The organism is Candidatus Methylopumilus planktonicus (assembly GCF_006364715.1).
GTDB lineage: Bacteria > Pseudomonadota > Gammaproteobacteria > Burkholderiales > Methylophilaceae > Methylopumilus > Methylopumilus planktonicus_A.
The window spans coordinates 160,752-182,926 of record NZ_CP040984.1; the positions used below are offsets into that span (position 1 = coordinate 160,752).

At 38.3% G+C, this 22,175-nt stretch carries 24 protein-coding genes and 5 tRNA genes; all 29 read left to right on the forward strand.

Going from position 1 to position 22,175, the window contains the following annotated elements; translation table 11 throughout:
• Nucleotides 1-10 precede the first annotated feature (10 nt).
• Nucleotides 11-751 (forward strand): 1-(5-phosphoribosyl)-5-[(5-phosphoribosylamino)methylideneamino]imidazole-4-carboxamide isomerase, encoded by a 741-nt coding sequence (hisA, locus tag FIT63_RS00850; RefSeq protein ID WP_046486895.1) that lies wholly within the window; start codon nt 11-13, stop codon nt 749-751.
• A complete protein-coding gene (hisF, locus tag FIT63_RS00855) occupies nt 752-1,522 on the forward strand; it encodes an imidazole glycerol phosphate synthase subunit HisF (protein ID WP_140006183.1) in 771 nt (256 codons plus the stop codon).
• Nucleotides 1,519-1,905, forward strand: coding sequence for a phosphoribosyl-AMP cyclohydrolase (hisI, locus tag FIT63_RS00860; protein WP_140006184.1), 387 nt, complete (start codon nt 1,519-1,521; stop codon nt 1,903-1,905). The genes hisF and hisI overlap by 4 nt, the downstream gene beginning before the upstream one ends.
• Nucleotides 1,906-1,909: 4 nt before the next feature.
• The gene (locus tag FIT63_RS00865) at nt 1,910-2,236 is read left to right on the forward strand and encodes a phosphoribosyl-ATP diphosphatase (RefSeq protein ID WP_140006185.1); all 327 of its coding nucleotides are present in this window, start codon (nt 1,910-1,912) and stop codon (nt 2,234-2,236) included.
• Between the two features lies 1 nt (nt 2,237).
• Complete coding sequence (locus FIT63_RS00870; protein ID WP_140006186.1) at nt 2,238-2,570, forward strand: histidine triad nucleotide-binding protein; 333 nt, start codon at nt 2,238-2,240, stop codon at nt 2,568-2,570.
• A gap of 13 nt (nt 2,571-2,583) precedes the next feature.
• Nucleotides 2,584-2,781, forward strand: a complete 198-nt coding sequence (gene tatA / locus FIT63_RS00875) for a Sec-independent protein translocase subunit TatA (RefSeq protein ID WP_140006187.1) — start codon at nt 2,584-2,586, stop codon at nt 2,779-2,781.
• 5 nt (nt 2,782-2,786) lie between these two features.
• Nucleotides 2,787-3,011 (forward strand): Sec-independent protein translocase protein TatB, encoded by a 225-nt coding sequence (tatB, locus tag FIT63_RS00880; protein WP_140006188.1) that lies wholly within the window; start codon nt 2,787-2,789, stop codon nt 3,009-3,011.
• The gene (tatC, locus tag FIT63_RS00885; protein ID WP_140006189.1) at nt 3,008-3,724 is read left to right on the forward strand and encodes a twin-arginine translocase subunit TatC; all 717 of its coding nucleotides are present in this window, start codon (nt 3,008-3,010) and stop codon (nt 3,722-3,724) included. The genes tatB and tatC overlap by 4 nt, the downstream gene beginning before the upstream one ends.
• Before the next feature lie 126 nt (nt 3,725-3,850).
• Entirely contained in the window at nt 3,851-4,450 is a 600-nt protein-coding gene (petA, locus tag FIT63_RS00890; RefSeq protein WP_140006190.1) for a ubiquinol-cytochrome c reductase iron-sulfur subunit, read from the forward strand.
• A 16-nt stretch (nt 4,451-4,466) separates the two neighbouring features.
• Entirely contained in the window at nt 4,467-5,768 is a 1,302-nt protein-coding gene (locus tag FIT63_RS00895; protein WP_140006191.1) for a cytochrome b, read from the forward strand.
• Nucleotides 5,768-6,469, forward strand: a complete 702-nt coding sequence (locus FIT63_RS00900) for a cytochrome c1 (protein ID WP_140006192.1) — start codon at nt 5,768-5,770, stop codon at nt 6,467-6,469. The genes FIT63_RS00895 and FIT63_RS00900 overlap by 1 nt, the downstream gene beginning before the upstream one ends.
• Before the next feature lie 2 nt (nt 6,470-6,471).
• Nucleotides 6,472-7,071, forward strand: coding sequence for a glutathione S-transferase N-terminal domain-containing protein (locus tag FIT63_RS00905; protein WP_139866844.1), 600 nt, complete (start codon nt 6,472-6,474; stop codon nt 7,069-7,071).
• Nucleotides 7,072-7,081: 10 nt separating this feature from the next.
• A complete protein-coding gene (locus tag FIT63_RS00910; protein ID WP_140006193.1) occupies nt 7,082-7,468 on the forward strand; it encodes a ClpXP protease specificity-enhancing factor in 387 nt (128 codons plus the stop codon).
• Between the two features lie 50 nt (nt 7,469-7,518).
• Nucleotides 7,519-7,594, forward strand: a tRNA-Thr gene (locus tag FIT63_RS00915).
• A gap of 86 nt (nt 7,595-7,680) precedes the next feature.
• Nucleotides 7,681-7,765: transfer RNA gene (locus tag FIT63_RS00920), tRNA-Tyr, on the forward strand.
• A gap of 50 nt (nt 7,766-7,815) precedes the next feature.
• Nucleotides 7,816-7,891, forward strand: a tRNA-Gly gene (locus FIT63_RS00925).
• Between the two features lie 22 nt (nt 7,892-7,913).
• Nucleotides 7,914-7,988: transfer RNA gene (locus FIT63_RS00930), tRNA-Thr, on the forward strand.
• 43 nt (nt 7,989-8,031) lie between these two features.
• Nucleotides 8,032-9,222 carry an elongation factor Tu gene (tuf, locus tag FIT63_RS00935; RefSeq protein WP_140006194.1) on the forward strand — a complete coding sequence of 397 codons (1,191 nt, stop codon included), beginning with the start codon at nt 8,032-8,034 and terminating at the stop codon, nt 9,220-9,222.
• Between the two features lie 22 nt (nt 9,223-9,244).
• A tRNA-Trp gene (locus FIT63_RS00940) sits at nt 9,245-9,320 on the forward strand.
• Between the two features lie 19 nt (nt 9,321-9,339).
• Entirely contained in the window at nt 9,340-9,684 is a 345-nt protein-coding gene (gene secE, locus FIT63_RS00945; RefSeq protein WP_140006195.1) for a preprotein translocase subunit SecE, read from the forward strand.
• Between the two features lie 2 nt (nt 9,685-9,686).
• Entirely contained in the window at nt 9,687-10,223 is a 537-nt protein-coding gene (gene nusG / locus FIT63_RS00950) for a transcription termination/antitermination protein NusG (RefSeq protein ID WP_140004912.1), read from the forward strand.
• 71 nt (nt 10,224-10,294) lie between these two features.
• Nucleotides 10,295-10,726: a 50S ribosomal protein L11 gene (gene rplK / locus FIT63_RS00955; protein ID WP_046486936.1), complete on the forward strand. Its 432-nt coding sequence runs from the start codon at nt 10,295-10,297 to the stop codon at nt 10,724-10,726.
• 1 nt (nt 10,727) lies between these two features.
• A complete protein-coding gene (rplA, locus tag FIT63_RS00960) occupies nt 10,728-11,417 on the forward strand; it encodes a 50S ribosomal protein L1 (RefSeq protein ID WP_140004913.1) in 690 nt (229 codons plus the stop codon).
• Between the two features lie 228 nt (nt 11,418-11,645).
• A complete protein-coding gene (rplJ, locus tag FIT63_RS00965; RefSeq protein ID WP_046486941.1) occupies nt 11,646-12,167 on the forward strand; it encodes a 50S ribosomal protein L10 in 522 nt (173 codons plus the stop codon).
• A gap of 39 nt (nt 12,168-12,206) precedes the next feature.
• Nucleotides 12,207-12,587, forward strand: coding sequence for a 50S ribosomal protein L7/L12 (gene rplL / locus FIT63_RS00970; RefSeq protein ID WP_046486942.1), 381 nt, complete (start codon nt 12,207-12,209; stop codon nt 12,585-12,587).
• A gap of 147 nt (nt 12,588-12,734) precedes the next feature.
• A complete protein-coding gene (gene rpoB, locus FIT63_RS00975) occupies nt 12,735-16,904 on the forward strand; it encodes a DNA-directed RNA polymerase subunit beta (RefSeq protein ID WP_140006196.1) in 4,170 nt (1,389 codons plus the stop codon).
• A gap of 11 nt (nt 16,905-16,915) precedes the next feature.
• Nucleotides 16,916-21,163, forward strand: a complete 4,248-nt coding sequence (rpoC, locus tag FIT63_RS00980) for a DNA-directed RNA polymerase subunit beta' (RefSeq protein ID WP_140006197.1) — start codon at nt 16,916-16,918, stop codon at nt 21,161-21,163.
• A 118-nt stretch (nt 21,164-21,281) separates the two neighbouring features.
• Entirely contained in the window at nt 21,282-21,659 is a 378-nt protein-coding gene (rpsL, locus tag FIT63_RS00985; RefSeq protein WP_046486949.1) for a 30S ribosomal protein S12, read from the forward strand.
• 33 nt (nt 21,660-21,692) lie between these two features.
• Complete coding sequence (rpsG, locus tag FIT63_RS00990; protein WP_046486951.1) at nt 21,693-22,163, forward strand: 30S ribosomal protein S7; 471 nt, start codon at nt 21,693-21,695, stop codon at nt 22,161-22,163.
• Nucleotides 22,164-22,175: the final 12 nt, after the last annotated feature.

Here is a 22,175-nt window from a genome sequence, read left to right on the forward strand (position 1 = left end):
TTTTTAGTTTATGTTAATCATTCCAGCAATTGATCTAAAAGATGGTAAGTGCGTTAGGCTTAAGCAAGGCTTAATGGAAGAATCAACAATCTTTTCAGAAAACCCTGGTGAAGTAGCAAAACAATGGACAGACCTAGGCGCTAGAAGACTGCATCTGGTTGATCTAAATGGTGCTTTTGCAGGCAAGCCAGTGAATGAATCTGCGATTAAAGCAATTGTAAAAGAAGTTGATGGCGCGATTCCAATTCAGTTAGGTGGTGGTATTCGTAATCTCGATACAGTAGAAAAATATCTTAATAGCGGCGTTGATTACATCATCATTGGTACGGCTGCAGTCAAAAATCCTGGCTTCCTGCACGAGGCCTGTTATGCATTTCCTGGACAAATTATTGTCGGGCTTGATGCAAAGGAGGGAGAAGTGGCTATTGATGGGTGGGCTAAATTAACTGGACACAATGTAATTGAACTTGCAAAAAAATTTGAAGGATATGGTGTTGAAGGTATCATTTATACCGATATTGGACGTGATGGTATGTTAAATGGATTAAATATTGAGGCGACCGAAAAATTAGCTGAGGCGCTAACCATTCCTGTCATTGCCAGTGGCGGCGTAACTAATCTAGAAGACATTAGAAACTTATCTTCAATTGCTTATTCGGGGGTCATTGGAGCAATTACAGGCAGAGCCATATACGAGGGCACGCTTGATTTTAAGGCAGCACAAGCACTCGCAGATGAGCTTATTAAATAAATGTCGCTCGCCAAAAGAATTATTCCTTGTCTGGATGTGACTGATGGCAGAGTAGTTAAAGGCATTAATTTCCTTGAGTTACAGGATGCAGGCGACCCCGTAGAGGTTGCAAAAAAATATAACGAACAGGGCGCTGATGAATTAACTTTTTTAGACATCACAGCAAGTTCAGATAATCGAGGTTTAATACTTCATATTATTGAAAACGTTGCAAAAGAAGTTTTTATTCCCCTCACCGTAGGCGGCGGCGTTCGAACTCTAGAAGATGTAAGAAATTTACTCAATGCAGGTGCTGACAAAGTCAGTATAAATACATCAGCAATTATTAATCCAGATATTGTTTATCAAACTTCATCCCGTTTTGGTTCACAGTGTATTGTCGTTGCAATAGACGCAAAGTTAACAGATCAAGGGGGTAAATCTTTTTGGCAAGTATTTACGCATGGAGGCAGAAATGCTACCGGGCTAGATGCAATTGAATGGGCAGTAAAAATGGTCTCATTAGGTGCAGGTGAACTATTAATTACGAGCATGGATCGAGACGGGACAAAAAAAGGTTTTGATCTCGAATTGATTAAGTCAATATCTGATAAAGTGGATGTGCCTATTATTGCTTCCGGAGGCGTTGGTGATTTTCAGCATCTTGTAGATGGTATAAAAATAGGTGGGGCTGATGCAGTCTTAGCAGCAAGTATATTCCACTTCGGTGAATATACAATCGATGAAGCAAAAGCGTTTATGAAGTCTAATCATATAGAGATTCGTCAATGAGCTGGATACATTCAATAAAATGGGACTCCGATGGTCTTGTGCCTGTGATTGCTCAAGACTATAAAACAAATAAAGTGCTTATGTTTGCATGGATGAACCAAGAGGCCTTAGAGCTCACACAAAAAAATAAGAAAGCTTTTTATTGGTCAAGGTCTAGGAAAAAAATTTGGGAAAAAGGCGAAGAATCCGGACATACACAAAATGTTCGCGAAATTAGACTTGATTGCGATGGCGATGTCGTCTTGCTTAAAATTGAGCAAGTTGAAAATATTGCTTGTCATACCGGACGTGAAACTTGTTTCTACCAAAAATTAGATGATAAAGGCATTTGGATAAACGATCATGCCGTGATTAAAGACCCTAAAGATATTTATAAAAAATAAAGATATGAATACTATTTTAAAAAAACTTACCGAAACACTCGAAGCTAGAAAAAAAGATGATCCGACTAAATCATATACAGCTTCTTTATATCGTGACGGGTTAGAAGCTATTTTAAAAAAAGTAAATGAAGAAGCTTTTGAAACAATCATTGCTGCGCGCCAAGGAGACGACAAGGAGCTTATTCATGAAGTCGCTGATCTTTGGTTTCATACTTTAGTATTAATGGCACATAAAAATTTAAGTGCAGAAGATATTTTGAATGAGCTTTCAAGAAGAGAAGGGACTTCAGGTATTGAAGAAAAAGAAAGCCGCTCTTCAAAAGTAAAATAATATGACATGTATTTTTTGTAAAATTATTGACGGCTCAATACCAAGCAAAAAAATATTTGAGAATGATGAATTGATTGCTTTTCATGATGTTCACCCTATCGATAAAGTGCACTTTCTCATTACGCCTAAAAAACATATTGAAAATTTGATAGCCTGCAGTGAAATTGATAAAGACATCATATCGAATATGCTTTTATTAGCGCCTAAGCTAGCAAAAGAGTTAGGATTAAAAGGCTTTCGCACAATGATTAATTCAGGGGCTGAGGGCGGTCAAGAAGTTTTTCATATGCACTTTCATGTTTACGGTGGAAGTTCAAAACTAGTAAAAATTTAATAAGGGGATTGTTATGGGATTTTCAAGCATTACACATTGGCTAATAGTTTTGTTAATTGTCTTCTTAATATTTGGTACAAGTAAATTAAGAAATATTGGAAGCGATTTAGGTGCCGCAATTAAGAACTTTAAAGATGCAGTTAAAAATGAAAATACACCAAAAAATAGAGCATCAACTCGAAAGACTGCAAAAACTCGAGCTAGAAAATAAGCTTTATGTTTGATGTTTCATTTTCAGAGTTAGTCGTTATTTTTTTTGTAGCACTGATAGCTATTGGCCCAGAAAAGCTTCCTAAAGTTGCTAAGGTCCTAGGCAAGCTTACTGGAAGAGCTCAAAATTATATTGGGAAACTTAAAGAAGAGATTGAGCGAGAAGAAAAGTTTAAAGAGCTTCAAAAAATTCAGCGTGAAATTAAAAAAAAGTCGATTAAATCTCGGTGACTCACTTTAAACCTTTTATTCAGCAACTCATTGAATTAAGAAATACTCTGTTTAGAGCTTCAGTTAGCTTTATTATCATTTTTATATGTCTAAGTTTTTACGCAAATGATATCTATAGTTTTTTCTCAGCGCCACTTATTGCTAAATTAACAGACGGTAATAAGTTGGTAAGCACAGGTCTTACCTCAACATTTTTAGTCCCAATCAAAATTACAGCCTTCGTTTCATTTTTGCTCTCACTCCCTTTTATTTTTTATCAGTTTTGGCGTTTTATTTCCCCTGGGCTTTATAAAAAAGAAAAAAAATTAATTTTATTTTCATTCGTGAGTGGTTTCATATTGTTCTTTATTGGAATGACTTTTGCTTATTACCTCATTTTCCCAATTATATTTAATTTCTTTATTCTGATGACGCCCACAAATGTAAGTCTAATGATAGATATTTCAAATTATCTGGATTTAATTTTGTCCTTGCTTATCTCATTTGGATTGGCATTCGAAGTGCCGGTAATTATTATTATATTAGTGACATTAGGATGGGTAAAAGTTAAAACATTGGAAGAAGCAAGACCATATATGATTGTGATTGCCTTTATCGTTAGTGCTATTCTGACGCCACCCGATGTTATCTCACAATTATGCTTAGCAATTCCATTATGGTTTTTATACGAAATAGGCTTATTAGTATCAAAACGAATCAACTTAAAGGCTTGATAAGCTGAAATTTAGTTTTGCCTGCTATTTAGATTTCGAATGAAATTTTGTATAATGCAGCAACTTTTGCAGAGTTCACGTCTCTCAACCATAATAATTTCATAAAAACATACTTACATTAAGATCATGGCAAACCATCAAGACGACAAAATAGACAAAAAGAAAAGAAGTTTTTTAATTGCAGCCACTACTGTAACTGGCGCAATTGGTGCAGGAGCGATTGCCGTTCCATTCTTATCAAGTATGACACCAAGCGAACGCGCTAAAGCTGCCGGAGCACCTGTTGAAGTTGATCTAAGTAAGATTGAAGCAGGGTCTATGATTACGACTGAATGGAGAGGTCAGCCAGTTTGGATTATTAATCGCTCTAAGGCAATGTTAGATGATTTGAAAAAAAACGACCCCAATCTTTCCGACCCTAATCTTGATGTAATATCTCAGCAGCCAAGTTATTGCAAGAATGCGACAAGATCCCTTAAACCTAATTTGCTTGTCCTAGTTGGCATTTGCACTCATTTGGGTTGTTCACCAACTGCAAAATTAGAAACGCAAGGTGATATGGGCGAAAATTGGAGTGGGGGATTTTTCTGCCCATGTCATGGCTCTAGATTTGATTTAGCTGGTCGAGTATATAAGGGGTCTCCAGCGCCAATTAATCTTGTAGTTCCTCCTCATAAATATATCAATGACAGCACCCTATTAATTGGTGAAGACAATAAAGGATAAGGGTTACCTATAAAGTATGAAAAAAGAAATTAAAACAAAAAAATCTGCAGCTGGATTAATGGCTTGGGTAGACGAAAGATTTCCGTTGTCGTCTTTAATCACAAATCATCTTACTGAATATTACGCACCTAAAAACTTTAACTTTTGGTATTTTTTTGGGGCACTTGCTCTTCTTACCCTCATCCTTCAGCTTGTCACTGGACTTTTGTTGACTATGCATTACAAACCTGACGCAGAGCTAGCATTTGCATCAGTCGAATATATCATGCGAGATGTTTCATTTGGATGGTTAATAAGATATATGCACTCTACAGGAGCATCTTTATTTTTTGTCGTTGTGTACATGCACATGTTTAGAGCTTTAATTTATGGTTCTTATAAGAATCCAAGAGAACTTTTGTGGCTCTTTGGGGTAGCTATTTTTCTTTGTTTAATGGGGGAAGCTTTTTTTGGATATCTTCTACCTTGGGGCCAAATGTCATACTGGGGCGCGCAAGTCATTGTAAATCTATTTTCTACTATTCCATTTATAGGTCCAGACTTATCCGAGTGGCTCAGAGGTGATTACTTGGTATCAGATGCAACACTAAATCGTTTTTTTGCTTTTCATGTGATTGCTCTTCCTATAGTGCTATTAGGCCTAGTTTTTTTTCATCTTGTAGCATTGCATGAAGTTGGGTCCAACAATCCCGATGGTATTGACATTAAAAAAAATCTGGATAAAAAAACAGGTATTCCTTTAGATGGAATTCCATTTCATCCTTATTACACAGTCAAAGATCTTATAGGTGTTTCTACTTATTTAATTATCTTTGCCTTAATTGTTTTTTACTTGCCTGAAATGGGAGGATACTTCCTTGAAGCTAATAATTTTATTCCCGCGAATCCCTTAGTTACGCCTGCGCACATTGCTCCAGTTTGGTACTTCACACCTTATTATTCAATTCTTCGTGCGGTTCCACCTATATTGAATTCCCAATTTCCAGGTGTTGCTGCCATGGGGCTGTCTGTAATTATATTTGCATTTTTGCCATGGCTCGATAGAAGCGAGGTCAGATCAATTCGATACAAAGGAATTTTATTTAAACGTTGGATCGCATTATTTGTAACAAGCTTCATTGTTTTGGGTTACCTAGGCACTGAGCCATCAAACGTTTGGGGGCAATTCTCCAGTGCAATACCTTTTATTGGTGGAGTTGATAAAGCTACAATAGCTGCTCGAATCTTTACAGTTACATACTTTGCCTTTTTTATCCTAATGCCTTATTACAGCAAGAGAGATAAAACAAAGCCCGTTCCTTCTAGAGTTAAGTATTGATGAAATCTCTAACTAAATTTTTTTTGATAGGATTATTTTTTTGTGACGTTGGACTCGCAAATGATGGCCCAATTTTAGAAAAAGCACCTATTGATTTAACAGACCAACAATCTCTTCAAAGAGGGGCAAAAACATTTATTAATTATTGTTTGAATTGTCACAGCGCTAATTACATGAGATATAACCGTCTCAATGATATTGGTTTGACTGATAGTTTGATTAAAGAAAATTTACTTTTTACAGCTGAAAAAGTAGGAGAGCCAATGAAAGTCGCAATGAATAGAGACGATGCTAAGGTTTGGTTTGGAGCAAATCCACCGGATCTCTCTGTTGAGGTAAGGGCGAGAGGTTCGGATTGGGTCTACGGCTATCTTCGAGGGTATTATCGAGACCCCACCAGACCAACTGGTTGGAATAACACTGTCTACGAAAAAACAGCTATGCCGCACATTTTGTGGAAGCTGCAGGGGGATCAAAAGCTAGATGAAAAGCATAAAACTTTAGAGATCGTTAAACCAGGCACGCTTTCGGTGAAAGAATATGATGCGTTAATAGGAGACCTTGTAAATTATCTTACGTTCATGTCAGAGCCCTCAAAATTAAAAAGACTCGATATGGGGTATTATGTTTTGATATTCCTCGGCTTGTTATTACTTTTAACAGTCAAACTTAAGAAAGAATTTTGGAAAGACATTAAATAATTATGATGAAATTATATTCAGGATCGATCGATCCTTTTAGCCATCGCTGCAGAATTGTTTTGTTTGAAAAAGGCATGGACTTTGAGGTTGTAGATGTGGATTTGGCTAATAAACCTGAAGATTTAGCTATATTAAGCCCGCATAATTCTGTTCCCGTTTTGGTAGAAAGAGATCTTGTATTAACAGACGCTAATATTATTAATGAATATATTGATGAGCGTTTTCCTCATCCTCAGCTTATGCCAGCAGACCCAGTAATGAGAGCAAGAGCACGTTTATTTTTAAGTGATTTTGAAAAACAATTATTTGTTCATATTCCCGCATTAGAATCTTCTGATGAGACTGCTAAGGAGATTGCAAAAAAACATGTGCGTGATAATTTACTTTTAATCGTCCCCATTTTTTCTAAACAGCAACATTTGTTGAGTGATGAATTTTCGATGTTAGATGTTGCTATTGCTCCCTTATTATGGCGATTGGGCCATTATGGTATTGAGCTTCCAAATCAAGCAGCACCATTGCTCAAGTATGCGGAGAAATTATTCTCAAGACCACTTTATGCTGATGCAATGACACCTTCAGAAAAAGCGATGAGAAAATAATTTAGCATCAATGGCAAAGTCAGCCTCAACTAAACCTTATCTTGTAAGAGCAATTTATGAATGGTGTGTTGCTGAACAATACACACCTTTTTTGCTTGTAAAGATAGATCAAAATACTTTAGCGCCCAGGGCTTTCATTAAAGATGGAAAAATTCTTCTTAATTTAAGCCCTGGTTCTATTAAAGATTTGCTTATGGGGGATGAAGCAATAACCTTTACAGCGAGATTTAATGGCACCCCTGAAAATTTATACCTGCCTATTTCCGCTGTTGAGGGGGTTTACGCTAAAGAAAATGGCGAAGGACTCTTCTTTGAAGCTAAAGAAGATCAAGAATTAGGTTCAACCGAAACAAAAAAATCCCCCAATAAACCTAAATTAACCCTAGTTAAGAACTAAAAAACTAGTTCAAATTTAAATAAATTGGTATAGTAGCGCCTCCTGATAACGCCGGATTAGCTCAGTTGGTAGAGCAGCGCACTTGTAATGCGAAGGTCGTCAGTTCGATTCCGACATCCGGCACCATCTTAGTTTGTATTTATTTCTTATCTATAAGTCCCTCATTAGTTTGACAAAAATCAAAAAAACCAACATAATTTAGGGTTCGGTTTGGAGGGGTGGCCGAGTGGTTAAAGGCGACGGACTGTAAATCCGTTCTCTCTGAGTACGAAGGTTCGAATCCTTCCCCCTCCACCATGAGTAATAGCCTCTTTATGAGGTGACGTGGAGATCAGATCCATGGGTGTGCGGGTGTAGCTCAGCTGGTAGAGCATTAGTTTTCCAAACTAAATGTCGCGAGTTCGAACCTCGTCGCCCGCTCCAGATATATTGAGAATTTGGACACGCCCATGTGGCTCAGTGGTAGAGCACTCCCTTGGTAAGGGAGAGGTCGCGGGTCCGATTCCCGCCATGGGCACCAGTAGGTATTTTTGAAGAATGTAATTAATTAAGGATATAACATTATGGCAAAAGGCAAATTTGAACGTACCAAACCCCATGTGAACGTTGGCACAATTGGTCACGTTGACCATGGTAAGACAACACTTACAGCGGCAATCACAACGATTCTTGCTAAGAAATTTGGCGGAGAAGCTAAGGCTTACGATCAAATTGATGCGGCGCCAGAAGAAAAAGCGCGTGGTATTACAATCAATACAGCACACGTAGAATACGAAACAGCGAATCGCCATTATGCGCACGTTGACTGCCCAGGCCATGCTGACTATGTTAAAAATATGATTACAGGTGCAGCGCAGATGGACGGCGCAATCCTTGTATGTTCAGCAGCTGACGGCCCAATGCCTCAAACACGTGAACATATCCTTTTAGCTCGCCAAGTAGGCGTACCTTACATTGTGGTCTTCTTAAATAAAGCAGACATGGTGGATGACAAAGAATTATTAGAGCTCGTTGAAATGGAAGTACGTGATCTTTTAACGAAGTATGACTTCCCAGGCGACAAAACACCGATCGTCATAGGCTCTGCAAAATTAGCACTCGAAGGTGACCAATCTGAAATTGGTGAGCCATCAATTTTTAAATTAGCTGAAGCACTTGATTCTTATATACCAATGCCAGAACGTGCAATCGACGGTGCATTCTTAATGCCAGTTGAAGATGTGTTCTCAATCTCAGGTCGCGGTACTGTAGTGACTGGTCGTATTGAGCGCGGTATTGTTAAAGTAGGTGATGAAATTGAAATCGTAGGTATTAAACCTACACTCAAAACAACATGTACAGGCGTTGAAATGTTCCGTAAGTTACTTGACCAAGGTCAAGCAGGCGACAACGTAGGTGTGTTGTTACGTGGTACAAAACGTGAAGAAGTTGAACGTGGCCAAGTATTATCTAAAGCAGGTTCAATCACACCACATACAAAATTCGCTGCAGAGATCTATGTGCTTGGTAAAGATGAAGGTGGTCGTCATACACCATTCTTTAATGGCTACCGTCCGCAGTTCTACTTCAGAACAACAGATGTTACAGGCGCTGTTGATTTACCAGCAGGCACAGAAATGGTAATGCCAGGTGACAACGTATCAATCACAGTAACACTCATTGCACCAATCGCGATGGAAGAAGGTTTACGTTTTGCGATTCGTGAAGGTGGCCGCACAGTAGGTGCCGGTGTTGTTGCTAAGGTGATTGAATAGTTTTAAAGATAAATTTTATTTTAGGCCAGTAGCTCAATTGGTAGAGTATCGGTCTCCAAAACCGAGGGTTGGGGGTTCGAGACCCTCCTGGCCTGCCATTAAAAGAAAGAAGTATTAATGACTGATAAGTTAAAAATTGTTTTTTCATTCTTACTTTTTGTAGCGGGAATAGTTGGCTTCTATCTATTAAGTGGTCAAGCTTTAGTGCTAAGAATATTAGCAATTCTTGCTGGACTTGGATTTGCAGGGATAGTTTTTTGGAAAACAGCCCTTGGTCAAAAGACATTTGGATTTATAAATGAATCCATTGTTGAAGCTAAAAGAGTTGTTTGGCCAACAAGAAAAGAAACGATACAAATGACAATTACTGTATTTATTCTAGTTGCTGTGATGGCAGTTTTTTTGGCATTAGTAGATATAAGTTTTTCATTCATGATTAATTGGTTATTGGGACGGGGTTAGTAATGACAATGCGCTGGTATGCTGTCCAAGCTTTTTCTGGATATGAAAAGTTAGTTCAAAAAGGATTATTTGAAAGAATTGAGCGATCAAATCTTCAAAATCTTTTTGGCGAGATTTTAGTGCCTATAGAAGAGGTTATTGAAATGAAAGCTGGCCAAAAAAAATTAAGCGAAAGAAAACTATACCCAGGTTATGTTCTCGTGCAAATGGAAATGAATGATGAGAGCTGGCATTTAGTTAAAAGTACACCAAAGGTAACTGCTTTCATTGGTGGGAGTGCACTAAAACCAACACCGATTAAAGATAAAGAAGTAGAAATTATTTTACAACGTATGGATGAGAGTAAAACTAATCCAACGCAAAAACTTACCTTTGAAAAAGGTGAGTCAATTCGTGTTATTGATGGGCCATTCAAAGAGTTCTCAGGAACAATTGAAGATATTAATTACGAAAAAAGCAAACTTAAAGTATCTGTGGTTATTTTTGGTAGAGCAACACCAGTGGAGCTTGAGTTTGGCCAAGTAGAAAAAGAAGTTTAGTAGTAAAGCAGTAAAAATTAACTAGGGAGCTTTTTTAAAAAAAGCGTTTGCACCTAATTTAGGAGAATGAAATGGCAAAAAAAATCGTTGGCTATATAAAGCTTCAAATTCCAGCCGGCAAAGCGAATCCAAGTCCACCAGTAGGACCTGCGCTGGGCCAAAGAGGCTTAAATATTATGGAGTTTTGTAAAGCATTTAATGCTGCTACACAAACTGTTGAACCCGGACTACCTATTCCTGTGGTAATTACCGCTTTCGCTGACAAGAGTTTTACTTTTGTTATGAAAACGCCACCCGCATCAATTCTAATTAAAAAAGCTGCGAAATTAGAAAAGGGCTCACCAAGACCGCACACAGACAAAGTTGGAAAAATTACTAGAGCGCAAGCTGAAGAAATTGCTAAAACAAAAATGGCAGATCTTACAGCTTCTGATATGGATGCTGCAGTGCGAACAATCGCTGGCAGTGCCCGAAGTATGGGTATAGAAGTGGAGGGTGTATAAAATGCCATTAAATAAAAGAATTACAACATTAAGATCTAAAGTTGATCGTGATAAATCATATCCCGCTCAAGAAGGTCTTCAACTCGTTAAAGAAACAGCAACAGCAAAATTTGATGAATCAGTAGATGCAGTGATTAACTTAGGCATTGATGCTAAAAAATCTGATCAACTCATTCGCGGTGCATTAGTTCTTCCTAACGGCACAGGTAAAACAATACGTGTTGCCGTATTTGCTCAAGGCGCTGCAGCTGAAGCTGCAAAGGCAGCAGGTGCAGATATTGTGGGATTTGATGATCTCGCTGAAAAAATTAAAGGCGGCATGATGGATTTTGACGTTGTCATTGCAACACCGGATGCTATGAAAGTTGTTGGCGCACTAGGACAAGTTTTAGGTCCAAGAGGCTTAATGCCGAATCCAAAAGTAGGAACGGTAACGCCCGATACAGCAGCAGCAGTTAAAAATGCAAAAGGTGGACAAGTTCAATATAGAACTGATAAAGGCGGCATCGTCCATTGCACTATTGGCCGAGCATCTTTCTCTGTTGATCAATTAAAAGGTAATTTAGCGGCATTGATTGATGCAATTAATAAAGCTAAACCACCATCAACAAAAGGTATTTTTGTAAAAAAATTATCAGTGTCTAGCACTATGGGTGCTGGTGTAAGAATCGATTCAACAAGTTTAGTGTAAAGAATTAAAAAAAAGCGAAAGCTTTTTTAAAAAGAACTTTGGGTTCACTGATATGAAAGTATCGGTGAAGCTTTCAAAGACCGTAGGTGCTAACAAGTCTAATTCTAGTGATCATTTGCTAGAGCCTACGCAGATGGCGGTACCCCTAAAGGATAGCATCCTGATAAAGGTCGCCGTAATGTTGGTATTAAGTTTACTTAATACTTAATTTAACGGAAGGAGAAGACCTTGAGTCTTAATCTTGAACAAAAAAAGGCAGTGGTTGCTGAAGTTAATAAGCAAATCGCGGGCGCTCAAGCAGTTGTTTTAGCTGAAAACCGAGGTATTGGTGTTTCTGAGATGACAGCGCTAAGAGTTCAAGCCAGAAAATCAGGAGTATATCTTCGCGTCTTAAAGAACACCTTAGTTCGAAGAGCCGTAGATGGAACTGCATTCTCTGACTTAGCTAATGAAATGGTGGGTCCAATAGTGTATGGCATCTCAACTGATCCAGTTGCAGTTGCTAAAGTACTAAATGATTTTGCCAAGTCAAACGATAAGTTTGTTATCAAATCAGGAGCAATGCCAAATAAGGTAATGAGCGCTTCAAATATTGCAGCATTAGCTTCATTGCCAAGTCGTGAAGAATTACTCGCAAAATTATTGGGAACAATGCAAGCACCGATTGCGAAGTTTGTTCGTACGCTTAATGAGGTACCAACAAAATTTGTTCGTGGTTTAGCAGCAGTTCGTGATCAAAAACCTGCGTAATTTTAACGATTAATTTAAATTTTTTATTAGGAGTATTAAATGGCTATCTCTAAAGCTGAAATTTTAGATGCAGTAAGTGCAATGACAGTTCTTGATTTGTCAGAGCTTATTAAAGATATGGAAGAAAAGTTTGGCGTTTCAGCTACTGCTGCTGCTGTTGCAGCTGCACCTGCTGCAGCTTCTGCTGGCGGCGCTGCTGCTGCAGAACAAACTGAATTTACTGTGATGTTAACTGCTGCAGGCGAGCAAAAAGTAAACGTAATTAAAGCTGTTCGTGAAATCACAGGTCTTGGCTTAAAAGAAGCTAAAGACTTAGTGGATGGCGCACCTAAGCCAATTAAAGAAGGTATTGCAAAAGCTGCAGCTGAAGAAGCACTAGCTAAATTAAAAGAAGCTGGCGCTACAGCAGAACTTAAGTAATGCTAATTAGCATGGCTGACAGCTCGCTGTCAGCCATTGTTTTTTTGTTTTAAATAATTTTTAGGTTAAAACTTATAAAAATTTATAAAACAATATTCTTCGATCTGAAAAGTTTATTGTTTTATAAAAATTACACCAGGAGACGCAATGAGCTATTCCTTTACTGAAAAAAAACGTATTAGAAAAAGTTTTGCTAAAAGAGAGCGTGTGCAAGATATACCATACTTGCTCACCATGCAGCTTGAGTCTTATGCAGCTTTTTTACAGAAGAATACGCATGCCGAACAGAGACTTAGCGAAGGCCTTCAGTCAACATTCAATTCAGTATTTCCTATCACAAGTCATTCCGGTAATGCCCGACTTGATTTTGTAACTTACAATTTAGGCGAGGAAGCGTTTGACGTTAAAGAATGTCAACAGCGCGGCTTAACATATGGTGTTCCATTGAGAGTCAAAGTTCGTTTAACGCTCATGGATAAAGAAGCATCAAAACCAACAGTGAAAGAAATTAAAGAGCAAGAAGTGTACATGGGTGAAATTCCACTTATGACAGACAATGGTTCATTTGTTATTAATGGCACCGAGAGAGTTATCGTATCTCAACTTCATAGAAGCCCTGGTGTATTTTTTGAACATGATCGAGGCAAAACGCACAGTTCTGGAAAGTTATTATTTTCAGCAAGAATCATTCCTTATCGTGGCTCTTGGTTAGATTTCGAATTTGATCCTAAGGATTATTTATATTTCCGTGTGGATCGTCGCAGAAAAATGCCAGTCACAATTTTATTAAAAGCTTTAGGTTATTCACCAGAACAAATTCTAGAAACATACTACGATTTTGATTCATTCCATGTGACTGCTAAATCAATTGATTTTGAATTGGTCCCTGATCGTCTAAGAGGCGAGATTGCTAAGTTTGATATCGCTGATAAAAGAGGAAATGTGATTGTACAAAAAGACAAGCGCATTACTGTCAAGCATATTCGTGAGATGGAAAAAGCAGGCGTAAATAAAATTACAGTAGATAAAGATTTTATTTTGGGCCGCAAGCTTTCAAAAGCAATTGTAGATAAAAATACAGGCGAAGTCATTGCTAGTGCAAATGATGAAATCACAGAGTCAGTATTGGATAAATTTATTGAAGTAGGTGTAGGGCAAATTCATACACTTTATTCAAATGATTTAGATCATGGCGACTATATTTCTCAAACACTTACTTCAGATGAGGTCCCTGATCAATACAGCGCAAAAGTTGCTATTTATCGAATGATGAGACCTGGCGAGCCACCTACTGAAGATGCAGTTGAGGCTTTATTCAAAGGATTATTTTTTAATGAAGACCGATATGATTTATCTAATGTAGGTCGCATGAAATTTAATCGAAGAGCGCATCCAAAAGCATACGAACAACATGCAAACTGGTTGCAAAGATTTTATAAGCGCGTTGGCCCTCAAGGCGAAACTGGTGCAAATATTTTATCGAACGATGATATCTTGGCTGTGATTGGTGTTCTTATTGAATTACGAAATGGTCGAGGTGAAATAGATGATATTGACCATCTTGGTAATCGAAGAATTCGCTCTGTTGGTGAGCTTGTAGAGAATCAATTTAGAACTGGACTTGTTCGAGTGGAGCGAGCAGTTAAAGAAAGATTAAGCCAAGCTGAGGCAGACAATTTGATGCCACATGACTTAATTAATTCAAAACCTATCTCAAGTGCGATTAGAGAATTTTTTGGTTCATCACAATTATCTCAATTCATGGATCAAACTAATCCATTGTCTGAAATTACGCATAAGCGAAGAGTATCAGCCTTAGGCCCTGGAGGTTTAACAAGAGAGCGTGCTGGCTTCGAGGTCCGTGACGTTCATTCGACACATTATGGCCGTGTATGCCCAATTGAAACCCCAGAAGGACCAAACATTGGATTGATTAATTCACTCGCACTTTATGCAAGAACGAATCAATACGGCTTCTTAGAGACACCTTATAGACGTGTTGAAAATGGAAAAGTTACTGCAAAGATAGACTATCTTTCTGCGATTGAAGAAAGTGAATTTGTTATAGCCCAGGCAAATACTGAGCTTGATAATAAAGGACACTTTCAAGACGATTTAATTTCATGCCGTCATCGCAACGAATTTACGATGTCATCTGTAGATCCTATTCAATACATGGACGTAGCGCCTGGTCAGATTGTTTCTGTGGCAGCTGCATTAATTCCATTTTTAGAACACGATGATGCAAACCGTGCGCTTATGGGCGCAAACATGCAACGTCAAGCAGTGCCATGCTTGAGAGCAGAGAAAGCAGTTGTAGGTACAGGCATTGAAAGAACAGTAGCAACTGATTCTGGCACAACAGTTCAAGCTAAGCGTGGTGGAATTGTTGATTATGTAGATTCAAGACGTGTTGTGATTCGCGTGAACGACGATGAAGCTGCTGATGGAGAAGTTGGCGTTGATATTTATAATCTAACTAAATATACAAGATCAAATCAAAATACCAATATTAATCAAAGGCCACTTGTAAGAATTGGCAACAAAATTGCAAGAGGTGATGTGATTGCTGACGGCGCATCAACAGATGTTGGTGAATTAGCGCTTGGTCAAAATATGCTTGTTGGATTTATGCCTTGGAATGGTTATAACTTCGAGGATTCGATTTTAATTTCAGAGCGCGTAGTGGCTGAAGATCGATATACATCAATTCATATCGAAGAATTATCTGTTGTATCTAGAGATACAAAATTAGGCCCAGAAGAAATTACGCGCGACATTTCAAATCTTTCAGAAAGAATGCTTGGAAGGCTTGATGAGTCAGGCATTATTTATATTGGTGCCGAAGTTGAATCAGGCGATGTGCTTGTAGGAAAAGTTACACCAAAAGGCGAGACACAGCTTACACCTGAAGAAAAACTCTTAAGAGCAATTTTTGGTGAAAAAGCTTCTGATGTAAAAGACACAAGTTTGAGAGTGCCATCAGGCATGTCCGGAACAATTATTGATGTTCAAGTGTTTACGAGAGAGGGCATTGATAGAGATTCAAGAGCCGAACAAATTATTGATGATCAATTAAAGCACTTCAAACAAGATCTAGCTGATCAATTAAGAATTGTTGAAGATGATACTTTTGGAAGAATCGAAAGATTACTTACAAGTAAAGTCGCAACTGGCGGCCCAAAAGGCTTGAAAAAAGGCGAAAAAATATCTAAAGATTTTCTAGCCTCAATTAATAGATACGATTGGTTTGATATTCGCTTAGGTAATGATGATGCTTCAAAACAATTAGAAAGTTTGAAAGATAATTTAGCAACTGCTAAAGAACAATTCGACAAACGTTTTGAAGAGAAAAAAAGAAAATTAACACAAGGCGATGAGCTCCCTCCGGGCGTTCAAAAAATGGTTAAGGTTTACTTGGCAGTGAAACGTAGAATTCAGCCTGGCGATAAAATGGCTGGACGTCACGGTAACAAAGGCGTTGTTTCTAAAATTGCTCCTGTAGAAGATATGCCGCATATGGCTGATGGTACACCTTTAGATATTGTGTTAAATCCATTAGGCGTTCCTTCTCGAATGAATATCGGCCAAATTTTAGAAACCCATCTTGGATGGGCAGCTAAAGGCCTAGGTCTTCGTATCGGAGAAATGCTAAGAGAAGAAGTAAAAATTACTGAAGTTCGTAAATTTTTAGATCAAATTTATAACGACGCTTCAGGTAAAAAAGAAGACATTAAGTCATTAAACGATGATGAAGTTGTAGAGCTTGCTGAGCACTTGAAAAATGGCGTTCCATTTGCCACATCAGTTTTCGATGGCGCATCTGAGTCAGACATTCAATATATGTTAGATCTGGCTTACCCAGATAGCGATCCAAAAACCAAACTGTTGCAATTCTCAGCTAACAAAACGCAAGTTAAATTGTTTGATGGCCGCACAGGCGAGGCGTTTGAAAGACCTGTCACAGTAGGTTATATGCATGTACTTAAATTACATCATTTGGTTGATGACAAGATGCACGCACGTTCAACTGGACCTTACTCTCTTGTAACGCAGCAGCCACTTGGCGGTAAAGCGCAATTTGGTGGACAACGTTTTGGTGAGATGGAAGTTTGGGCGCTGGAAGCATACGGTGCTGCTTATACCCTACAAGAAATGTTGACTGTTAAATCAGACGATGTTGCTGGTAGAACTAAAGTATACGAAAACATAGTCAAGGGTGAGCATAAGATTGATGCAGGTATGCCTGAGTCATTCAACGTGTTGGTTAAAGAAATTCGTTCACTCGCTATTGATATTGACCTCGATAGAAACTAAGGAGATCACAGATGAAAGCTTTATTAGACCTATTTAAACAGGTTACACAAGAAGAAGAGTTTGATGCAATTAAGATTGCATTAGCATCTCCAGAAAAAATTCGTTCATGGTCTTATGGTGAAGTTAAAAAGCCAGAAACGATTAATTACAGAACATTTAAGCCTGAAAGAGATGGTTTGTTTTGCGCAAAAATATTTGGACCTATTAAAGATTACGAATGTCTTTGTGGTAAATACAAGCGCCTTAAACATCGCGGTGTCATTTGTGAAAAATGCGGTGTTGAAGTTACTTTATCTAAAGTGCGTCGTGAGCGCATGGGCCATATTGATTTAGCAAGCCCAGTTGCACACATTTGGTTTTTAAAGAGCTTACCAAGTCGTTTAGGTATGGTTCTTGATATTGCTTTAAGAGATATTGAGCGTGTTCTTTATTTCGAAGCATTCATTGTTGTTGATCCTGGCATGACACCTTTAACAAGAGGGCAACTTCTTACTGAAGATGACTATCTTGCAAAAATAGAAGAGTTTGGCGATGAATTCACCGCAGTGATGGGTGCGGAAGCAATTAAAGAATTACTCAAATCACTCGATATCAATAGTGAAATTGAAAAATTAAGAACTGAATTAGCTGAGACAGGCTCGGAAGCAAAAATTAAAAAAATTGCGAAGCGCTTAAAAGTACTTGAAGCATTTCAGAAGTCAGGTATTAAACCTGAATGGATGATTTTAGAAATTCTTCCTGTGTTACCGCCTGAGTTAAGACCATTGGTACCACTTGATGGTGGAAGATTCGCTACATCAGATCTGAATGATTTATATCGCCGAGTGATTAATAGAAATAATCGTTTAAGAAGATTGTTAGATCTTAAGGCGCCAGAAATTATTGTTAGAAATGAAAAGCGTATGTTGCAAGAAGCAGTTGATTCACTTCTTGATAATGGCAGACGTGGCAAGGTTATGACAGGCGCTAACAAGAGACCATTAAAATCTCTCGCCGATATGATTAAAGGTAAGGGTGGCCGATTTAGACAAAATCTTTTAGGTAAGCGTGTTGATTATTCAGGACGTTCAGTGATTGTTGTTGGACCACAATTAAAACTTCACCAGTGTGGTTTGCCGAAGAAAATGGCCCTTGAATTATTTAAACCATTTATTTTCCATAAGCTAGAAGTACTTGGCCTTTCTACAACTATTAAAGCTGCAAAGAAAAAAGTAGAAGAAGAGGGACCAGAAGTATGGGATATTTTAGAGGACGTAATTAGAGAGCATCCTGTTTTATTAAACAGAGCGCCAACATTACATCGTTTAGGTATTCAAGCATTTGAACCTATTTTAATTGAAGGCAAAGCAATTCAATTGCATCCCTTAGTGTGTGCTGCATTTAACGCCGACTTTGACGGTGACCAAATGGCAGTACATGTGCCTTTATCTCTTGAAGCCCAAATGGAAGCAAGAACTTTAATGCTTGCATCTAATAATGTTTTATCTCCAGCTAATGGCGAACCAATTATTGTTCCATCACAAGATATCGTGCTTGGTCTTTATTACATGACGAGAGACAAAATTGCTGCACGCGGTGAAGGTATGAAATTTAGTGATGTAGCAGAAGTTCACCGTGCTTTTGATAGCGGCTTAGTTGATCTTCATGCGCGCGTGACAGTTCGTATTAAAGAAACTGAATTAGGCCTAGATGGCACAACAACAGACAAAATAAATCGATATGAAACTACAGTTGGAAGAGCAATACTTTCTGAAATTCTTCCAGCAGGACTTTCTTTTGATTTAATTAATAAAGCATTAAAGAAAAAAGAAATTTCAAAATTAATTAATGCAGGATTTAGACGTGTCGGTATTAGAGAGACAGTAATTCTTGCAGATAAGCTAATGTATATGGGTTATACCTATGCTACAAAAGCAGGTATCTCAATCAGTATTCATGACATGCTTGTGCCTCCAGAAAAAGAACAACTCATCGAAGCTGCTGAAGCCGAAGTCAAGGAAATTGAAAATCAATACATTTCAGGCCTGGTGACGCAAGGCGAAAGATATAACAAGGTTGTTGATATTTGGGGTCGTGCCGGTGACAAAGTTGCTGATGCAATGATGAAACGTCTTAAAGAAGAGCCTGTTAAAAATGATGCCGGTGAAAATGTAAAAGGCAAAGATGGTAAAGATCTTTACCAAGAATCATTTAATGCAATTTATATGATGGCTGATTCTGGTGCTCGAGGATCTGCGGCTCAAGTAAGGCAGCTTGCCGGTATGCGAGGTTTGATGGCAAGACCTGATGGCTCAATTATTGAGACACCAATTACTGCTAATTTCCGAGACGGCTTAAATGTTCTTCAATATTTTATTTCGACGCACGGCGCACGAAAAGGTCTTGCAGATACAGCATTGAAAACAGCTAACTCAGGATATTTAACTAGACGTTTAGTTGATGTAACTCAAGATCTTGTTGTAACACAACACGATTGTGGTACAGAAGATGGTTTAGTCACGAAAGCGCTTATTAAAGGCGGTGAAGTTGTTGAACCATTAAGTGATCGTATTTTAGGTCGCGTAAATGCTCTCGATATTTACCATCCAGAAACTCAAGAAGTGGTTTATTCGAAAGGAACGCTGCTTGAAGAGGATCATGTTGAGAAAATTGATGCACTTGGTATTGATGAGGTTAAAGTAAGAACCGCACTCACTTGCGAAACACGACATGGTATTTGTTCTCAATGTTATGGTCGCGATTTAGGTCGCGGTAAATTAATTAGTCTCGGGGAGGCTATTGGTGTGATTGCAGCGCAATCTATCGGTGAGCCTGGTACTCAATTAACAATGAGAACATTCCATATTGGTGGCGCAGTTTCTCGAGCCGCATCAGTAAGTCAAGTTGAAAGTAAATCAAACGGAGTTATTCAATTTACATCTACCATGCGTTACGTTACTAATGCTCGAAATGAGCAAGTTGTAATTTCTCGTAATGGTGAATTAATTATTCAAGATGAAAGTGGCCGCGAAAGAGAGCGTCATAAAGTTCCTTATGGTGCAAATCTAGTTGTTCAAGATGGCAAGTCCATTAAAGCAGGCGGTGTTCTTGCAACCTGGGATCCGCATACACGTCCAATTATTTCTGAGTACGCTGGACAAGTTAAATTTGAAAACGTTGAAGAAGGTATTACAGTTGCAAAACAAATTGATGATGTCACAGGCTTATCATCATTGGTTGTAGTTGATCCTAAGCAGCGCGCGGGCCAGTCAAAAGGTTTAAGACCTCAAATTAAAATCTTAGACACTTCTGGAAATGAAGTTAAATTAGCGGGTAGTGATATATCTGTTAACGTAACTTTCCAGCTTGGTTACATTATTACAGTTAAAGATTCTCAAGAGGTAAAAGTGGGTGATGTGATTGCTCGCATTCCGCAAGAGTCCTCTAAAACGAGAGATATAACCGGCGGTCTTCCAAGAGTTGCTGAGTTATTTGAAGCAGGATCTCCAAAAGACGCAGGCATGTTAGCGGAAAGCACAGGTACAGTTTCATTTGGTAAAGATACTAAAGGCAAACAAAGACTTGTGATTACAGATCTTGAAGGCGTTTCAAAAGAGTTCTTAATTCCTAAAGATAAACATGTGACAGCGCACGATGGTCAAGTTGTTACTAAAGGCGAAACTATTGTGGATGGACCTGCAGATCCTCAAGACATTCTTCGCTTGCAAGGTAGGGAATCTTTAGCAAGATATATTATTGATGAAGTTCAAGACGTATATAGATTGCAAGGCGTTAAAATTAATGACAAGCACATCGAAGTAATTGTTAGGCAAATGTTAAGACGTGTTCGTATCACCGATGCAGGCGAAACTTCATTTATTCTGGGTGAGCAAGTCGAAAGAGCAGAATTGTTAACTGAAAATGAATCGGTATTGTCGCAAGACAAAAAACCGGCTGAGTATGAATATGTGCTTTTAGGTATTACTAAAGCATCATTATCTACAGATTCATTTATTTCAGCAGCTTCATTCCAAGAAACAACTCGCGTTCTCACTGAGGCTGCAATTCTTGGTAAGCGTGATGAATTAAGAGGACTTAAAGAGAATGTAATCGTAGGTCGTTTAATTCCTGCAGGCACAGGTTTGGCTTATCATGAAACAAGAAAAGCTGCTGCCGCTGGGGAAAATATGGACCCTGTTGAGGCTCCTCTAGATCAGATCGATGTTCCAATGGAAGAGGCTCAGGTAACTAGCCCTGAAATTGAAGCACCGACTGAATGATAGGTTGACTTTATGCAGGAACCAAAATACAATTTGCGGCTTTTTGGGATCTTCGCGTTTAGCGAAGCGCTCAAATAGTCATTATTAATAGTAAGTTAGAAATTTAAGGATTTAGGCGATGCCAACAATTAATCAGTTAATTCGTAAACCACGAAAAAAAGTAGAAACTAAGAGCAAGGTCCCAGCTCTAGAATCTTCGCCTCAAAAAAGAGGTGTATGTACTCGTGTTTACACAACTACTCCAAAAAAACCAAACTCTGCTTTGCGGAAAGTAGCTAAAGTTCGTTTGACGAATGGTTACGAAGTGATTAGTTACATTGGAGGAGAAGGCCATAATTTACAAGAGCACAGTGTTGTTCTATTAAGAGGCGGACGTGTAAAGGATTTACCAGGCGTTCGTTACCATATGGTTCGGGGTAGCTTGGATACTGCTGGTGTTAAAGATCGTAAACAATCTCGATCTAAATATGGTGCTAAACGACCTAAAGAAGCTTAAATTTTTAGAATACTAAATTAAGGTAAACATAATATGCCAAGACGTAGAGAAGTTCCCAAACGAATTATTCTTCAAGATCCGAAATTCGGAAGCCAGGAGGTTTCTAAATTCGTGAATGTATTAATGACAAGCGGAAAAAAATCCGTTGCTGAAAGATTAATTTATGGCGCATTCGATCAAATTAAAACGAAAACCGGAAAAGATCCTATTGAAGTCTTTTCTCTCGCATTAACAAATTTAAGACCAGTAGTTGAAGTAAAAAGTCGACGTGTAGGTGGGGCTAATTATCAAGTGCCTGTCGAAGTTAGACCATCAAGACGAGTGGCTTTAGCTATGAGATGGTTAAGAGATGCAGCGCGTAAAAGAGGTGAAAAATCAATGGATTTACGTTTAGCGGCTGAAATTGCAGAAGCTTCAGAAAATAAAGGCGCTGCAATGAAAAAACGTGAAGAAGTCCACAGAATGGCAGAAGCTAATAAAGCTTTCTCACATTTCCGTTTCTAAACTTATTTAATT

Coding starts and splice junctions, on each gene's coding strand:
- hisA (WP_046486895.1), top strand. CDS start 11: ATGTTAATCATTCCAGCAATTGATCTAAAAGATGGTAAGTGCGTTAGG.
- hisF (WP_140006183.1), top strand. CDS start 752: ATGTCGCTCGCCAAAAGAATTATTCCTTGTCTGGATGTGACTGATGGC.
- hisI (WP_140006184.1), top strand. CDS start 1,519: ATGAGCTGGATACATTCAATAAAATGGGACTCCGATGGTCTTGTGCCT.
- FIT63_RS00865 (WP_140006185.1), top strand. CDS start 1,910: ATGAATACTATTTTAAAAAAACTTACCGAAACACTCGAAGCTAGAAAA.
- FIT63_RS00870 (WP_140006186.1), top strand. CDS start 2,238: ATGACATGTATTTTTTGTAAAATTATTGACGGCTCAATACCAAGCAAA.
- tatA (WP_140006187.1), top strand. CDS start 2,584: ATGGGATTTTCAAGCATTACACATTGGCTAATAGTTTTGTTAATTGTC.
- tatB (WP_140006188.1), top strand. CDS start 2,787: ATGTTTGATGTTTCATTTTCAGAGTTAGTCGTTATTTTTTTTGTAGCA.
- petA (WP_140006190.1), top strand. CDS start 3,851: ATGGCAAACCATCAAGACGACAAAATAGACAAAAAGAAAAGAAGTTTT.
- FIT63_RS00895 (WP_140006191.1), top strand. CDS start 4,467: ATGAAAAAAGAAATTAAAACAAAAAAATCTGCAGCTGGATTAATGGCT.
- FIT63_RS00900 (WP_140006192.1), top strand. CDS start 5,768: ATGAAATCTCTAACTAAATTTTTTTTGATAGGATTATTTTTTTGTGAC.
- FIT63_RS00905 (WP_139866844.1), top strand. CDS start 6,472: ATGATGAAATTATATTCAGGATCGATCGATCCTTTTAGCCATCGCTGC.
- FIT63_RS00910 (WP_140006193.1), top strand. CDS start 7,082: ATGGCAAAGTCAGCCTCAACTAAACCTTATCTTGTAAGAGCAATTTAT.
- tuf (WP_140006194.1), top strand. CDS start 8,032: ATGGCAAAAGGCAAATTTGAACGTACCAAACCCCATGTGAACGTTGGC.
- secE (WP_140006195.1), top strand. CDS start 9,340: ATGACTGATAAGTTAAAAATTGTTTTTTCATTCTTACTTTTTGTAGCG.
- nusG (WP_140004912.1), top strand. CDS start 9,687: ATGACAATGCGCTGGTATGCTGTCCAAGCTTTTTCTGGATATGAAAAG.
- rplK (WP_046486936.1), top strand. CDS start 10,295: ATGGCAAAAAAAATCGTTGGCTATATAAAGCTTCAAATTCCAGCCGGC.
- rplA (WP_140004913.1), top strand. CDS start 10,728: ATGCCATTAAATAAAAGAATTACAACATTAAGATCTAAAGTTGATCGT.
- rplL (WP_046486942.1), top strand. CDS start 12,207: ATGGCTATCTCTAAAGCTGAAATTTTAGATGCAGTAAGTGCAATGACA.
- rpoB (WP_140006196.1), top strand. CDS start 12,735: ATGAGCTATTCCTTTACTGAAAAAAAACGTATTAGAAAAAGTTTTGCT.
- rpoC (WP_140006197.1), top strand. CDS start 16,916: ATGAAAGCTTTATTAGACCTATTTAAACAGGTTACACAAGAAGAAGAG.
- rpsL (WP_046486949.1), top strand. CDS start 21,282: ATGCCAACAATTAATCAGTTAATTCGTAAACCACGAAAAAAAGTAGAA.
- rpsG (WP_046486951.1), top strand. CDS start 21,693: ATGCCAAGACGTAGAGAAGTTCCCAAACGAATTATTCTTCAAGATCCG.